The following is a 14,787-nucleotide window of genomic DNA, read 5'->3' on the forward strand; positions in this document are numbered from 1 at the left end:
CCTACCATGCACTTTTTCGTGTTTTCCGATACAGACCTGCCATCATGACTGCCCCCAGTATACACAGATACAGACGGTACCAGCCCTTATAAACGAACACTTCATAAAACTTCAATAGCTGCAGCGTGAATCCGGTCGGCTTCTCACCAATCGCCAGTGACATGTTCATACCGAGAAAATAAATCACAATTGGAAACAGCACATACAGCACAATCATGAACAGAGCAATTTTATTTTTACGGAAGCCGAACCTTCCAATACATACGACAAACAGGGACATCAGAACACTGTACAGCAGCTGCGTCAGATACCCGCTGATGCTCAAAGGAAGAAACATACCGGTATAATACTGCGTACGCGTCATGGATAGGAAAAATCCGTTATGTAACAGCTGCTGCGGCGATTTCATTTCATATAGCTGATAGCCTGCATAATAGACAATGCTCTGCAATACGTACAGTGCATACAGACTCAGCAGGGTGAACAACACATTTGAAATAATCAAATCCAGTCGTGAAACCGGAAGAATCAGCTCTCTGTCCTGTACATTGTATTTCCAGTGCAGCCGCTTCAAATCAAATACAGAATACAGCAGCCACAGGAACACAAGGAGTGGAAAGGTAAGTGCACATGTCGGATTTAAAAGAAATTCATTATAATAGCCTCTCTGAAAATAGCTTATATCCTTCAGCATGATCGTAATCAGCGGCAGTGCAATCAAGGCTACAGCAAACAAGGCGTAGATTTTGCCTGTGCGGTGAAGCTGATAGTACATCAGCTTGGAAATATGCTCTCTATGCGTCCGGAAGCTCAACATGTGACTCACTTCCTTCCTCAAACAGCAGATTCACGCGGTTTGGATCATATTTTTCGATATCGTTTAAGCATTCCTTCAAGGAGATTCCCCGCTCATGAAGTTCCTCCATGACCACATCCTGTACAATTCTGCCCCGACGCAATACCACCGCACGGTCGATGACCTGATCGATATCATCGATATCATGGGAGGATATCAGCACGGTTTCCTCGTCATTCAACAGACTCAGCAGCATCTTGACGGAATCCTGCTTTGAGAAAACATCCAGATTGGAAAACGGCTCATCCAGCAACAGCAGATGTGCCCCCTGTGAGAATCCGGCGGCGATTTCCACCTTCAGCTTCTGACCGGCAGACATTTTCTTCAGCTTCTTGCGGCTGTCAATTTCAAAATGCTGGAGAATGCGGTCATAGCGGTTGCTGTTGAAACGCGGATAGAAATCCTTCAGAAAGGCGCCATAGGCCTTCGGACTCATATCCGGTAAAAAGCTTAATGTATCCGTGATATAGGCGATATCCTCAAAAATATCCTTGATTGCCTGTTCCTTCCACTGTATCGTTCCCTCCTGATAGGGCAGAAGCTGCAAAATCGTTTTTATCAGCGTTGTTTTACCGCTTCCGTTGCTTCCCACCAAACCGATGATCTGTCCCTTTTCACAATCCAGACAGATATCGAATACCCCCTGACCGTTTCCGTAATCCTTTGTAAGATGTTCCATATGCAGCATACTTCGTTCCCTCGCTTTCTGTATTACTTAAGTAGTACACTTTTTATAAACGAAAAATCAGATGTCCCAGCGTGTGCTCAGAATAGCTACCACCTTTTGAAACGGCAGCCCGCATTCGCGGCAGTTGGCGATAAAATCATCCACAGTTTCCTGTATCATTTCCTGCTGCAGGCGTTCCATGATTTGCTCATCAACGTATACAACGCTTTTCACATTGCTGATTGTCCGCAGGATTCCTTCCTCCTCCATCAGCTTATACGACTTCTGCACCGTGTTCGGATTGATGGACAGTAAGGACGCCAGCTCTCTTCGTGACGGCAGCGGCGTATAAGCAATAATACTTTTATTCAGAATTTTACGCTTGACATGCTGGATGATTTGAAGATAAACGCTGGTTTTACTATTGAGCTTCAGATCGCTGAATACGTTCATCGTATCACCTCTTCAAGTGTATTATATAAATAGTACACCGCTTTTGTCAACACCTCCATTGCGTTTCATAACAAAAAGGACTGTTTTATTTCGTCCCACGTTACACGAAATAAAACAGTCCTTCACCTGTTAAGCAGCTTACCAGATGGTAACACCTGTTGTTTCTGCTGTTATACACATAGCCTCTATATGAAAATATCCGGTTTCCACAACACCTGCGATATGCACAAGCTCATCATGAGCCTCCTGAATCGAGCGGGATGCCGGTATGCGCACATCCAGAATAAGGTTTCCGTTATCTGTGATAAAAGCGCTGTCCTGCTGCATCCGCAGTGTTGCATCATATCCCCAATTCATCAGTGCCCGCCGCACAAAGGGATGGGAAAACGGTACAAGCTCAATCGGAAGCGTATAATCCTCAATTGTTTCCACACGCTTACCTGCATCCATGATCCAGATTACCTGCTCTGCCGCCTCGGCGAGTATCTTTTCACGGACAAGCGCACCGCCGCCGCCCTTGATTGCCTGCTTCCGTGAATCGATCTGATCGACACCGTCAATCACGAGATCGATGTGATCGATGACATCCGGTTCCACCACGCAAAGACCTGCCTGCTGAGCCAGCAGCTTGGAGGCAAGAGAGGAGGAAACGACCTGAAGATGCTGTCTGTCTGTACGTCTGCCCAGCTCCTCAATCAGCCAGCGAACCGTACTTCCTGTCCCCAGACCAAGCACCATATGATCCTGCACATAGGCTGCAGCCCTTTGTGCACTGCGCCGTTTTAACTCCTCCAGCTCAGACATCGGCATGTGACCAGGTGTGGTGATGGCGCTGCAGCAGCTCATCCGCTTCCTTCGGACCGGCACTGCCCGCCATATAGGTGGCAAGCGGCAGGCGCTCCCTGCGATAGCGCTGACGCAGCTGTTCCACATAATTCCAGCTGCTTTCAATCTGATCCCATTGTGAGAACCAGGAAGCATCCCCCTGTACAGCCGCTGCCAGCAGACGCTCATAGGCCTCCGGTGTGTTGATGCGGTTCGCATCGGAGCAGCTCTGACAGAAATCCATACTGGTTGCTTCGATTTCATCACTGTCTCCCGGCTTTTTGATATTGAACTGAAAATACACACCCTCTGTAGGCTGAATGCGAATCAAAAGAACATTGGCTGCCACATCCGGATTCGTCTTTTTAAAGGTGATGACAACCTCCATCTCACGCTCCTTCAGCTTCTTACCCGTACGGATGTAAAACGGCACATCCCTCCAGCGCTCATTATCCACAAACAGGCGCAGAGCCGCATAGGTTTCCGTCATGGAATCATCCGCCACGCGATCCTCCTTCTGGTAATGAAAATACTGTCCGAGCACAACACTGTCCTTCATATCCAGCTGTTCCACCGGACGAAGGGCATGCAGAACATCAAGCTGCTTCTGATGCATATCCTCACCAAAGAAGGAGGAAGGCTGTTCCATGGCTGTTATGCTCAAGATCTGAAACAGATGATTCTGCACCATATCCTTTAATGCACCGCTTTGATCATAATAGCCGCCGCGGTTTTCCACCCCGACCGTCTCCATGGCGCTGATCTGCACATGCTCGATATACTTGGCATTCCATACATCCTGAAAAATCGGATTCATAAAACGGATTGCCTGCATATTGCGCACCATTTCTTTTCCCAGGTAATGATCGATATGGAACATCCGCTCTTTTGTGAAGAAGCGTTCCAAATCCTCATTCAGAACTCTGGCAGATTCCAGATCTTCTCCAAACGGCTTTTCAATGATGACCTTTCCCGTGCAGGCCTTTTCCACCTGTTCCAGACCTTTTGCTATCACCGCAAAGAAGCGCGGGGCAACAGCGAAGTAAAAGACATGATTGTGCAAATGCTGTTCTTTGTAAAACGCATTCAGCCTTTCGTAATTTTCCAGCCCTGTAAAATCCATCTGCACATAATGGATCCGTCTGGCAAAGCGCTCAAATTCATCCATGCGGTAGGGAAGACGGGCATACTGCTTGATCCATCCTGCAGCCTCCTCGCAATAACCGGCATGATCATAGTCTCTGCGTCCGATGATCACAATGGAGAAGTCCTCTTCCAGCTTACTTTGCGCCTGCAGATTATACAGTGCAGGCAGCAGCTTGCGAAAGGTCAGATCGCCGGTTCCCCCGAATATGGTAAAGGTCAGCTGCTTCATGCCCACCGCCTCCATTCATGGTGAAAGCTGCCTTCCTCATCCACACGCTCAAAGGTATGCGCACCAAAATAATCACGCTGTGCCTGAATCAGATTGGCTCCGACATGCGTTGCACAAAACAGGTCCAGATAGCTGATGGCGTTGGCCATCGCCGGAACCGGGATACCGCTCAGGATTGCCTGCGCACCGATCTGCCGCAAATTCTTTTCATAGGATACCACACGTTCCTGAAAGAAGCTATCCAGCAAGAGATGCGAAAGATCCGCCTGTTGTTCATATGCTCTGGTGATATCATTTAAAAATTTTGCCTGTATAATGCAGCCGGCACGGAAGATTGACGCGATTTTTCCCAACGGAAGCTCCCAGCCATAGGATGCACTTGCCTGCTTCAGCAGATCAAAGCCCTGTGCATAGGCAATGATTTTTGCCGCATATAAGCCCTGACGAACCTCCTCTTTAAAGGCATCCGGATTGGAGATCTCTGCAATTTCAACATGCGGATACTGCTTCTCAGCTGCTTTCCTGTTTTCATTATTCGACATTACACGGGTATTTCCGGCAGCTGCAATCATGGAAACATCCACACCCTGCTTCAGGGCTTCGATGCTTGTCCAGCGTCCGGTACCCTTCTGCTGTGCAGCATCCCGGATACAGTCTACCAGCTCCTTGCCACCTTTATCGTCCTGTTCACGGAAAATATCGGATGTGATGTGAATCAGAAAGCTGTTCAGCTCTCCCTTTTGATATTCACTGAATATTTCTGCCAGCTGCGCATTATCGAAATGTCCGACATGCTTCAACAGCAGATACGCCTCTGCAATCAGCTGCATATCCGCATACTCAATACCGTTATGCACCATTTTCACATAATGTCCGGCACCATTTTCTCCAATGTAGGTGCAGCAGGGTGTGCCATCCTCTGCCCGTGCTGCGACAGCCTCCAGAATCGGACGGATTTCCTCATAGGCTGCTTTGTTTCCTCCGGGCATGATGCTCGGTCCAAAGCGCGCACCATCCTCACCTCCGGAGATACCCACACCGAAATAATGCAGTCCCTTTCCTTTCAGATACGCCTCTCTTCGAATGGTATCCTCAAAGAAGGAATTACCGCCATCCAGTATGATGTCACCCTGCTCCAGCAATGGAATCAACTGCTCTATGATGGCATCCACCGCTTTACCCGCCTTTACCATCAGCATGACCTTACGCGGCTTTTCCAGCGATGCAACCAGCTCCTCCAGCGTGGAATACCCAGTGAAATTCTCATGCGGCCAAGCTTCCAGCATATGCTCTGTCACCGCATAGCTGCGGTTATAGCCGCCTACCTTATATCCGTGATCTGCCATGTTCAATGCAAGGCTTCTGCCCATGACAGCCAGACCTACCATACCAATATTGTTCGTTCTCATACGTGTTTCCTCCTATTCGTAAAATACGATGCTGACACCCTCCGGTATCGTATCCGTATGTGCCTTTTCCTCCAGCATTCCGCTTATGTGATCAATTTTAAAGGCAACCAGATTGCCACTGCTGCGGTTCGCCGCAAACAGATAATCCCCCTGTGGGGACAGATTGATGTCACGCGGATGATCGCCGCCACTGGAAATGCGCTGCAAAATGCGCCATTGGGCAATATCAATGACATATAGCTGATTGATTCCGCGCACGGAGACATACAGCGTTTCACCACTGCTGCTGATGCGGATTGCGGCACCTCCGCCCTGTTCCCCTTCTTTCAGCAGAGAAAGCTTTCTGGTGATAACACCACCCTGCTCCATATTCATTTCAAATACTTCACAGCTGTCCTCGCTGATCATATACAGGAATCTTCCATGATCGTCCAATACACCATGTCGGATGCCGGTTCCCTTCGGAAAGGAAATAGCGCGTATCAGCTCCATGCTCGTGCGCTCATATACATATACACGATCCAGAAGACGGCAGGGAACCAGTATGGTTGCACCGGTCAGTATTGCCTGATGAGCACCTGCCTCATGCTGAATATGCACAATGCTTTCCTCATGCAGCCCTTCCTCGCTGAAACGATAGCGTATCAGGGTACCGTCATGATAATTTACCGTGTAAACACAATCCTCATCCTGAACCACATAACAGGCGGTACTGTTTTCCAGTCCTGCAAGCAGCTCTCTGCCATTCGCAAGAACACAGAGTCTGGCATCCGCAAGCTGTGTGGGAAACGCCAGTCTGTTTTTATAATATGACAGATACTTTGCATCCTTGACAGGATAAAACAAATCCGTCTTTACAAATGCATCCTTCTGTACATCATATAGGAAGGAATAAATTCCTTTTGCGGGCGCATAGGTTCCCACAAAGCCTTTTATTTCATTCATAGTGAATACCTCCAGTATTTACTTTATTTTTTAAAGTCACATTGTATACCTATCATACAAAAGTATTTCCATAATTGCAAACATCATGCACAAAAGATAAGAAGCGAATATGAAAACCGGTATCCTTTTCAGCAAGCATGAAACTGTTACAGAGGATTGTATATCGATAAATTTATATGTAAATGCAAAAAAATCAAATCCCCTGTTTACATTAGAGAATTTGATTTGTAATCGTATTTAATTAAATTTTCTGGTGATCGGCCTGATTGCCTTACATACCAGCAGGGTCGCAACCGCTCCTAAAATCGCCTCGGCAATTCCATTGGTTGCCACAACGCCAAGCAGAACTGCGATCAAGGTATCGTAAGCAACCTTGATGGCATCCGCATAAGCACTCCCAAAAAACAGGTAAATACCACCAAGCACCAGAACGGTATTGGTAATTGCCCCGGTTAATGCTCCGGCGATGATTCCAACATTTTCGTTAATCCCCTTCCTGCACAGCTTTTCATAAATAAGACCGGCAAGATATCCCAGCAGAATCCTTGGCACAAAGGCGATAAGCAGACTCATCCAGTTTCCGCCGATTCCGCCAATCGTTACAAAGGGGGAAAAGCAGAATGATGTCAGTGTCGGACGGAATGTCGCATTAAGCACACTGGTCAGTCCGAAAACAAAGCCCAGCTGTGCACCTGCCTTTTTACCGAGTGCTATCCCGGCAATGATGACGGGTATATGCATGGTTGTCGCGCTGATCGGTCCGATTGGCAGATAACCCAGGGGTGTGACTACCAGAATGATCTGGATAGCCAAAAACATGGCCATGATGGACATGTACTGCGTTTTTTTCGATTTCATATGTGTCCTCCTACTCTCGCTCTCTTACAGATGCGATGTCTATCGAAAGATGTCCTTCCGTATTGTCCCATTCTTTACAGGTCCAAACAGATCCTGTCAGAATATCTTCTATACACGGATGACGCATTTATTATAATACAATTCCCATTCTCTGCCAATAACTTTGTGTATATTTTCACATGATGCTGAAGTGAAAAGTTAAATTCCACTTTCAAAGTAGCTAAGTAGAAAAGACTCTTACACAACAATCTAGTTGAATTTACACTTACAATTGCATTTAGTCTTTCATATATCCTTTTTTATATCTATGATGAAGGTAACCGCTGGTTATTATCATACACATTACAAAGGGTGATGAATATGGCAACGAACAAAAACAAACATCTGACTCAGGACGATCGCAATGTCATCGCGATCGGCATCGTTAATGGTTCTTCTAAAAAAGCTATTGCTGATAATCTAGGCAAAGATAAATCTACGATAGGTAAGGAAATCCGTGCTCACCGTTATCTCTCTCATAAATCTACACTTTCTCTAGAATGTGAGAACTATGCTCACTGTAAGTTTAAGAGAAAGAATTGTACTGTCAACTGCCCTGATTATTCTAAGTTCCGCTGCAAACGCAGAGATCGTACTCCGGGAGCTTGTAATGGCTGTGAGAAACTGAAAAGCTGCCGCTTTGATAAATACCTCTATAAACCTACGATCGCCTATGAGGAATACCGTAGCGAACTCGTTGAGTCTCGAACCGGAATCAATCTGACCTCATCAGAAGCTGTAGAGCTAGGCAATACCATCAAGCCTCTTCTATTAAAAGGTCATTCACCTTATCAGATCATAGCTGCACATCCCGAACTTGGAATCAGTGAGAAGACACTCTACAACTATATTGAACAAGGTGTATTCGAATGTGTTGGCATTGCTAATATTGACCTTCGTATAAAAGTCAAAAGAAAAATGACCGCTAAGAAGAAGACGATCTATAAAAAACGACAAGACCGTAAATTCCTTGTTGGACGGCTTTACACAGATTACCAATCCTATGTTGAGTCTGAGGAAATCACTCACATTTTACAAATGGATACAGTCTACAATGACATTTCCAATGGACCGTTTATCCAGACTTTCAAATTCATCAAATATGGGCTCCTGTTTGCTGTATATCACGACACGAAGACTGCTGCAGATATGGTTGACGGACTAGCTGTTCTTGATTCCATCCTTGGAAAAAGCCTGTTTGAACAGGAAGCTCATATAACACTCACCGATCGCGGAGGTGAATTTACTGATGCTGAGCATATGGAAAAAAGAGACGATGGTACCAGAAGGACACGAGTCTTCTATTGCGACCCTATGCAGTCCGGGCAGAAAGGAAGCCTGGAAAATATGCATCGTGAATTACGTTATATATTACCTAACGAAGTAGACTTACGCAGTATCGGCCTGACCGATCAGACTTCCTTGAATGTAGCCATCTCACATATCAATTCCAGTGCCAAGGAACATTTGAATGGAAAATTCCCATTTGAGCTATGTGAGTTCATGTGTCCGGAATTAGCGCAGAAACTTTATGAATTTGGTCTACAGAAAATAGATAAGGACGAAGTGATACTTCGTCCAAGCGTATTGACTCATAAGTAACAAACAGATGATATAAAGAATGATAAGAGCAGCGGCAAAGAACAGTTATTTATAGTGTAACTATAAAATAGAAGTGGAATTTAGTTATACATAGGCATAATGGAGCCTATTTTCAGTGCGCTTATTCATTTTATCTATCATTCGCACAATGACCACTTTCTTCACATTTTTACTTACTTCTACCTATTTGAAACCCTTTCTAACGCTATATTTATGCTCTGTATAGACTTTTGTAGAAGAAAGTTCCACATTTTTTATTCGCCTTTTGAAAGTGGAATTTAACTTTTCACTTCAGCATTTTCACATGATACCGATTACATGGCTTCTGTATTTTCCGTGTGCTATAATAAGTCCACAAAAAGGAGGCAGGATTATGGAAAGGAAAGCTTTTACGGTGCTCTCCCTGCGTGAACAACCGCAGCTTCTTAAGGTGGCAGCACAATGGTTTCACAGCAAATGGCAGATTCCCTGTCAGGCTTATGAGGATAGCATGCAGGAGTGTAGTACAGGTACTGCCTTCATTCCGCAATGGTATGTAATTCTGGATTCATCAGGAACAATCATCGCCGGTGCAGGACTGATTGCCAATGATTTTCATGAGCGTAAAGAATTAACGCCAAATGTATGTGCCCTGTATGTGGAGAATGCGTGGCGGGGCAACGGATATGCAAGGACGCTGCTAGATCACATTCGCAGGGAGGCAGGCAGCGAAGGGCTTTCACGGCTTTATCTCATCACTGACCACACCGTATTTTATGAAGTCTGCGGATGGGAATATCTATCCTTGATCAGGGAGGACAGCGGCGATTCTATCCGGATGTATACCGCCAAAACTCTATAAGCACGCAAACAGGCAGTATTTGCAGGATTGCGCTAGTTGCAGATAAAACCTTGGAAGCATTTCCTGTCTTTAAGGAATCAAAAAATCGAGGAGGAAAAGAAGGTCAAAAGAAGTCCAGTCTATAGGAAAAGCCAGTCCTTTTACGGATTGTGGTATGACCGCATTCTTTTTCTTCAGCTTCAACAGCAGCTTAACAATCAATGATGGTAAGCATTTAAAATAGGAAATCCACAGCCTTACTACACAGGCGTAAGAAGCTGGATTTCCTTTTTCATAAACACTTAAATGCGAGCCCTTCTGCTTCTCTGCATTATTTACCCCTGTACTTCCTTAATTGCTCAGATACCAGAATTCCACAGGATACCGCTCCCAGCATAAATAGAGCTGTGCGGCATGCAAGGACAGCTACATCCGGAGTATGCCGCTTTGCAGATAACGTACTTGCATTTGCCGTTACACACGAAAAGCATACACACATTAGAGAAATCCGAATTGCATATTTCACGTTGATACACCTCTTGTTCATCTTAAAAAACCTGCTCATGCATAGCTGTTTCTATTCCTATACGTTTTGAGATGGAAGGGATAGAATACAAGAATATCTAGTTTTTAAATGTTTGGAAGATGGAAAAAGGAGGAATACATACTGTATGAAAAAATTATTAACAATTGTTGCATCTATGGCACTCGCTGTCGGATGTATGTTACCGCAACCGCTACATGCTGAAGAATCAACAGAAGCTACAGTTAAAACAAAAGAACAATTACAGGAAGCAATCAAAAACGTCAATATTTCTACTATTCGATTAGGAGAAAATATCAGTGCAGATGTCGTGATACCAGAAAATAGATCAATAACTTTGGATTTAGGTGGAAAGACGCTGACTAATGAAACAAGCCACACAATTTACAACAAGGGAGTTTTGACTATTGATGGAACTGCTGGTACAGTTGACAATGTAACTCATGCTAAGGCAGCACTGGACAATGATGGTGTAGCAATTTTGAATAGCGGCAATTTTATTAGAAGTAAAGAAAATGGTATCAATAGTACCACTTCTGGTGGAAACTCATTTTATACAATACGAAATCATGGTGATATGACAATCAATTCATCAGTTTCTGTTTCACAAAATGGTCGTTATTCAAGTATGATTGAAAATGGATGGCAAAATGGTAAAGAAAACAAAACAGGAACTGCTTCACTGATGGAAATAAACGGGGGAACATTTTCAGGAGGATTAAATACGATTAAAAATGATGACTATGGTGAACTTACGATAAATGGTGGCTCTTTTTCAAATACAGTACAAGCAGCTTTACTGAATTGGAATATTGCTACTATCAATGGTGGTGAATTCACATCAGATGGTAATGCTATATTAAATGGCAAATTGGATGATGTAATGGATAAAGGACAGTTAGTTATACATGATGGAACCTTTAAAAGTGAAAATTCTTCAATAGCTCCTATGAATGGAAGTTTTGAGAAATTTGGAAGTGTATCGATTACAGGCGGATTATTTTCTTCTGATCCATCATTGAATAAAGGTCATGTTGCTGAAGGATACAAAGTTTTTCTTGGTCAAAAAGGTTATGCTGTTATTCCTTTAGCAACAAACATTGAATTATCAAAGAAAAACATAACCTTAGAGGTTGGGACGAGTGAAATCCTTGTTGCTACTTTATCACCAGATGAATCTAAAACAGAAACTGTAGAATGGTCTTCTAGTGATGAGAAGATTGCCTCTGTTAAAGATGGAAAGGTTACAGCGAAAGTTCCAGGAAAAGTCACCATTATTGCAACAACTGAAGGTGGATTGACAGCAAACTGTGAAGTAACTGTTACCAAGCCTGTAGCAGTAGAAACTCCTTCCATTGATACATCCAAACCTACTGATGAAATCAAGGTCGGTGTAAATGATGAGAAAGCAGAACAGTTATTGAAAGATGTAACTGATCAGATTATTGCAGGCTCCAGTGAGTTCACAGATGCAGATACAGCCAATGCTGTTATTGAAGCTGCAAAAGCAGGCAAGACAGTAACGGTTGTTGCAGATGTGCAGAAGGCTAATTCCGGTAATGCTCAGGTACAGGCTGATGCTAAAAAAATTCAAAAGGAACTGGAAGCATTGACCGCTGAAAGTAATAATACAGCAACAGTAGCAATGTATCTTGATCTGAGTGTCTTAATTAAAGCAGATGATATTGAATTAGGAAATATTACAAATCTGAGTACCCCTATGAAATTTACTGTTGTGGTTCCTGAGAATCTATTAGCAGAAGGAAGAGAATTCTATATACTTCGTGTTCATAATGGAGCTGTTAATAAAATAGTACCAGAGCGTAATAAGAATATTTTAACCTTTGGAACAGATCGTTTCTCTACTTATGCTGTCGTATATGAGGATAAAAAAGTTGAAGATAATGGAACTACCCCGGAACCAAAACCGGAGCCAACACCAGAACCGACACCAACACCAACACCAGAAAAGACGATTTATAATGTTGTCTTTGTCGATATGAATGGCGCAGTGCTGAGAACTGAAAAGGTTGAAGCTAACAAAGCGGCAACAGCACCAAAAGCACCGGAAGTTGAAGGCTATCGTTTTGTGAAATGGGATACTGATTTTACGAAGGTAACCAAGGATTTGCTTGTAAAACCTGTTTATGAAAAAGTAGCAGCTACAGAAAAACCGTCAACACCTGAAAAACCATCCAGTGATAAGAAATCACCGAATACCGGAGATACAACAAATGCAGGTCTCTTTACAGCATTTGCACTGCTTGGATTCGTTTCGATGGGAATTGTTGCTATTCAGCGTAAAAGAAAACAATTGATGAAATAATATCGTCATAAATAAAAACCGGATTGCCGGTTTTTATTTTGTCTCATTCTGTTCCTTTAGATATATGTCAACTTCATGTGAAGTTAAACGTCTTATTTCAGCGTTTGGATATCGTTTAAATCTCTCTCTTTGATATAGAGGTTTCTCATTGAGACATACCTTATGGTTGTTAGTATAAGCGGCTGCAATGGAGGTGCTATTAAAAATCTTATAGGAATGTCGTCCTTTTTTATTTTTGATTTCATAGATTCCGCAATTTGTTTCTGCACAAATATCAGCACTACGCAGATACAGCTTGGCGGTTTCCAGTGTTTTGAAAGGGAAATTCCATCTTTGCAGACCACTTTTCTCCGTCCTATTCACACAGATGCATCTGCCACAGGTTCCACATATGTATTGCAGATGATTTTCCAGACAATCTCTGGGATTCAATATAGGTGTTGAGCGGTTATTGATGCTGTAGCATTCTTCACATTCCTTCATGACAGTTCTCCTTTTTAAATCACAAAGCTGATTGCCGTTATTGTTTCCAATAAGGCATCCTGCTGCTGTATATGACAAGTATACACTATGACACACTGTCAGAGTCAAGGATTGTAATCACATATATAATTAGAAATAGAAAAGATAGTGATAGCAATTCCTAGGAAGACAGGGAATGCCCAACAGAATAGAACGTTTAGTCCATATGAAAAACTTTATCAAACAGAAAAAGGGTTATTATCGCCCTGTGAACTACCGCCAGCTATAGAGCAAGCGGCTTCTAATGAATGCTTGTGCATTCATCAAAACGCATTCATCCCCACCTGTTCATCGACCACTGAGGTGGGCGTTTTCTGCCTGCTTTTTAGATAAAATGTTTCCTTTGCACATTTGCATTATGCAACAGCATTCGTATCTATTTCATAAACAAGCAAAAGCCCTGCTTAGGTACATTCGCTGCAATCATTTCCAATATTATTATGAATTTGGGGAAACAAGCAGATGAAAAACTGTTTTATAAGTGTAAGCCTATAGAACAGTTTCTCTACGTATTTATGTATGATTATTGGCTAATCATAACCTGATCCTTTAGCTCCTGCAATGTATTACATGTCAGTATCAAGCTGGATACATTCTCTATCTGTTCATTGTTCAAAGAAAATAGCCAGACTGAGCAATCCTCATGGTATTTACTATCCAGCAGCTGGAGCAGCAGTGATATCTTTCCTTCTATTCTACCTTTGTGTATACCAACTTTCTCTCCTTCAATTTTACCTTCTTCTTTCCCTTTCATGATTCCTTCTTTCATCCCCTCTTCATAGCTGTCTTCCAAGCCATAGCGGTAACGTGCCTCTCCCATCTGAATCGCCATTGCGGTTGACCACAGCTCATCATCCTTCTGCATTTCCTCGTACTTATCCATGAATACCTTCACCAGCCTTTCCTTTGACTTCAGTATATCATTTTTTTCATTATTTTCAAACAGATACACCAGCTGTTCAAAGTCATTCAGCCTCTGCATTTCCTTCTCCTTTACGATGTCATTGATTGCCGGCATATGAATATAGGTACGAAGGATGAGCGGATAGTAGCTTTCATTCTCTCCCTGCTCATTGCGCATCTGATACTGATTAATCAGATTTCTGTTGTTCCATGCATATTCGTCAATGAAAATAATCTGATATACCGGCTTTAAATCCCTGTACTTCTTACCACTGTTGAGCTGATTGTTCAATGCTCTGGCACCGTAAAATTCAAAGCGCATCATTTCTGCTAATCCCTTGTAGGTCGTCTGCATCTCGATATTGAAATGGCGATTTTGTTCATCCTTCACATGAACATCCAGAATGATGCGCTTCTTTCCAATGATGCCCGGATCCAGATTGGGATTGAGCACGGTGCTTTCCTTTACCCTGATTCCGGTAACACGCTCAATGATGGTGTTGCGGGCGTACACAGAGCCTTCATCCTCACGGGAAAGGGTGTACTTAAAAAATAGATCGTTACTGTAGTTGAGTTGATTTGTTGCATCTGACATTCATATGTCCTTCATTCTGTAAGGGTTCCTTACACCCTTCTATACGTA

At 43.4% G+C, this 14,787-nt stretch carries 13 protein-coding genes; 3 read left to right on the top strand and 10 right to left on the bottom strand.

The window, feature by feature from the left end; all coding sequences use genetic code 11:
- Window position 1: 1 nt before the first annotated feature.
- The 8 genes from ACG3M1_RS16620 to ACG3M1_RS16655 all read right to left on the bottom strand — a co-directional run bounded on the left by ACG3M1_RS16620 (window position 2) and on the right by ACG3M1_RS16655 (window position 7,388).
- Complete coding sequence (locus tag ACG3M1_RS16620; protein ID WP_008817916.1) at window positions 2-817, bottom strand: hypothetical protein; 816 nt, start codon at window positions 815-817, stop codon at window positions 2-4.
- Window positions 795-1,544, bottom strand: a complete 750-nt coding sequence (locus tag ACG3M1_RS16625; RefSeq protein WP_008817917.1) for an ATP-binding cassette domain-containing protein — start codon at window positions 1,542-1,544, stop codon at window positions 795-797. Before ACG3M1_RS16625 ends, ACG3M1_RS16620 begins: the two co-directional genes overlap by 23 nt.
- A gap of 57 nt (window positions 1,545-1,601) precedes the next feature.
- A complete protein-coding gene (locus tag ACG3M1_RS16630; protein ID WP_002609605.1) occupies window positions 1,602-1,976 on the bottom strand; it encodes a GntR family transcriptional regulator in 375 nt (124 codons plus the stop codon).
- A gap of 138 nt (window positions 1,977-2,114) precedes the next feature.
- The gene (gene rpiA, locus ACG3M1_RS16635; protein ID WP_008817918.1) at window positions 2,115-2,822 is read right to left on the bottom strand and encodes a ribose-5-phosphate isomerase RpiA; all 708 of its coding nucleotides are present in this window, start codon (window positions 2,820-2,822) and stop codon (window positions 2,115-2,117) included.
- Complete coding sequence (gene zwf / locus ACG3M1_RS16640) at window positions 2,773-4,176, bottom strand: glucose-6-phosphate dehydrogenase (protein WP_008817919.1); 1,404 nt, start codon at window positions 4,174-4,176, stop codon at window positions 2,773-2,775. The genes rpiA and zwf overlap by 50 nt, the downstream gene beginning before the upstream one ends.
- Window positions 4,173-5,585 (bottom strand): NADP-dependent phosphogluconate dehydrogenase, encoded by a 1,413-nt coding sequence (gene gndA / locus ACG3M1_RS16645; protein WP_008817920.1) that lies wholly within the window; start codon window positions 5,583-5,585, stop codon window positions 4,173-4,175. The genes zwf and gndA overlap by 4 nt, the downstream gene beginning before the upstream one ends.
- Before the next feature lie 12 nt (window positions 5,586-5,597).
- The gene (locus ACG3M1_RS16650) at window positions 5,598-6,530 is read right to left on the bottom strand and encodes a lactonase family protein (RefSeq protein ID WP_002609598.1); all 933 of its coding nucleotides are present in this window, start codon (window positions 6,528-6,530) and stop codon (window positions 5,598-5,600) included.
- 237 nt (window positions 6,531-6,767) lie between these two features.
- Complete coding sequence (locus ACG3M1_RS16655; protein ID WP_008817921.1) at window positions 6,768-7,388, bottom strand: ECF transporter S component; 621 nt, start codon at window positions 7,386-7,388, stop codon at window positions 6,768-6,770.
- Window positions 7,389-7,748: 360 nt separating this feature from the next.
- Between ACG3M1_RS16655 and ACG3M1_RS16660 the strand changes: the two genes are divergently transcribed.
- The 3 genes from ACG3M1_RS16660 to ACG3M1_RS16670 all read left to right on the top strand — a co-directional run bounded on the left by ACG3M1_RS16660 (window position 7,749) and on the right by ACG3M1_RS16670 (window position 12,719).
- Window positions 7,749-9,029 (top strand): transposase, encoded by a 1,281-nt coding sequence (locus ACG3M1_RS16660; protein WP_395814339.1) that lies wholly within the window; start codon window positions 7,749-7,751, stop codon window positions 9,027-9,029.
- 373 nt (window positions 9,030-9,402) lie between these two features.
- The gene (locus ACG3M1_RS16665) at window positions 9,403-9,870 is read left to right on the top strand and encodes a GNAT family N-acetyltransferase (protein ID WP_008817923.1); all 468 of its coding nucleotides are present in this window, start codon (window positions 9,403-9,405) and stop codon (window positions 9,868-9,870) included.
- Between the two features lie 650 nt (window positions 9,871-10,520).
- Complete coding sequence (locus ACG3M1_RS16670) at window positions 10,521-12,719, top strand: Ig-like domain-containing protein (protein ID WP_008817925.1); 2,199 nt, start codon at window positions 10,521-10,523, stop codon at window positions 12,717-12,719.
- 33 nt (window positions 12,720-12,752) lie between these two features.
- Here the strand turns inward: ACG3M1_RS16670 and ACG3M1_RS16675 are convergent, their stop codons facing one another.
- Together ACG3M1_RS16675 and ACG3M1_RS16680 are read right to left on the bottom strand one after the other, a co-directional pair.
- The gene (locus ACG3M1_RS16675) at window positions 12,753-13,202 is read right to left on the bottom strand and encodes a hypothetical protein (protein WP_008817926.1); all 450 of its coding nucleotides are present in this window, start codon (window positions 13,200-13,202) and stop codon (window positions 12,753-12,755) included.
- Window positions 13,203-13,764: 562 nt separating this feature from the next.
- On the bottom strand, window positions 13,765-14,739 hold the full coding sequence (locus ACG3M1_RS16680; RefSeq protein WP_055200359.1) for an Rpn family recombination-promoting nuclease/putative transposase: 975 nt from the start codon (window positions 14,737-14,739) through the stop codon (window positions 13,765-13,767).
- Window positions 14,740-14,787: the final 48 nt, after the last annotated feature.

The organism is Clostridium sp. 10cd*, from assembly GCF_044336395.1.
Classification (GTDB): domain Bacteria; phylum Bacillota_I; class Bacilli_A; order Erysipelotrichales; family Erysipelotrichaceae; genus Clostridium_AQ; species Clostridium_AQ innocuum.

Coding starts and splice junctions, on each gene's coding strand:
- ACG3M1_RS16620 (WP_008817916.1), bottom strand. CDS start 817: ATGTTGAGCTTCCGGACGCATAGAGAGCATATTTCCAAGCTGATGTAC.
- ACG3M1_RS16625 (WP_008817917.1), bottom strand. CDS start 1,544: ATGCTGCATATGGAACATCTTACAAAGGATTACGGAAACGGTCAGGGG.
- ACG3M1_RS16630 (WP_002609605.1), bottom strand. CDS start 1,976: ATGAACGTATTCAGCGATCTGAAGCTCAATAGTAAAACCAGCGTTTAT.
- rpiA (WP_008817918.1), bottom strand. CDS start 2,822: ATGAGCTGCTGCAGCGCCATCACCACACCTGGTCACATGCCGATGTCT.
- zwf (WP_008817919.1), bottom strand. CDS start 4,176: ATGAAGCAGCTGACCTTTACCATATTCGGGGGAACCGGCGATCTGACC.
- gndA (WP_008817920.1), bottom strand. CDS start 5,585: ATGAGAACGAACAATATTGGTATGGTAGGTCTGGCTGTCATGGGCAGA.
- ACG3M1_RS16650 (WP_002609598.1), bottom strand. CDS start 6,530: ATGAATGAAATAAAAGGCTTTGTGGGAACCTATGCGCCCGCAAAAGGA.
- ACG3M1_RS16655 (WP_008817921.1), bottom strand. CDS start 7,388: ATGAAATCGAAAAAAACGCAGTACATGTCCATCATGGCCATGTTTTTG.
- ACG3M1_RS16660 (WP_395814339.1), top strand. CDS start 7,749: ATGGCAACGAACAAAAACAAACATCTGACTCAGGACGATCGCAATGTC.
- ACG3M1_RS16665 (WP_008817923.1), top strand. CDS start 9,403: ATGGAAAGGAAAGCTTTTACGGTGCTCTCCCTGCGTGAACAACCGCAG.
- ACG3M1_RS16670 (WP_008817925.1), top strand. CDS start 10,521: ATGAAAAAATTATTAACAATTGTTGCATCTATGGCACTCGCTGTCGGA.
- ACG3M1_RS16675 (WP_008817926.1), bottom strand. CDS start 13,202: ATGAAGGAATGTGAAGAATGCTACAGCATCAATAACCGCTCAACACCT.
- ACG3M1_RS16680 (WP_055200359.1), bottom strand. CDS start 14,739: ATGTCAGATGCAACAAATCAACTCAACTACAGTAACGATCTATTTTTT.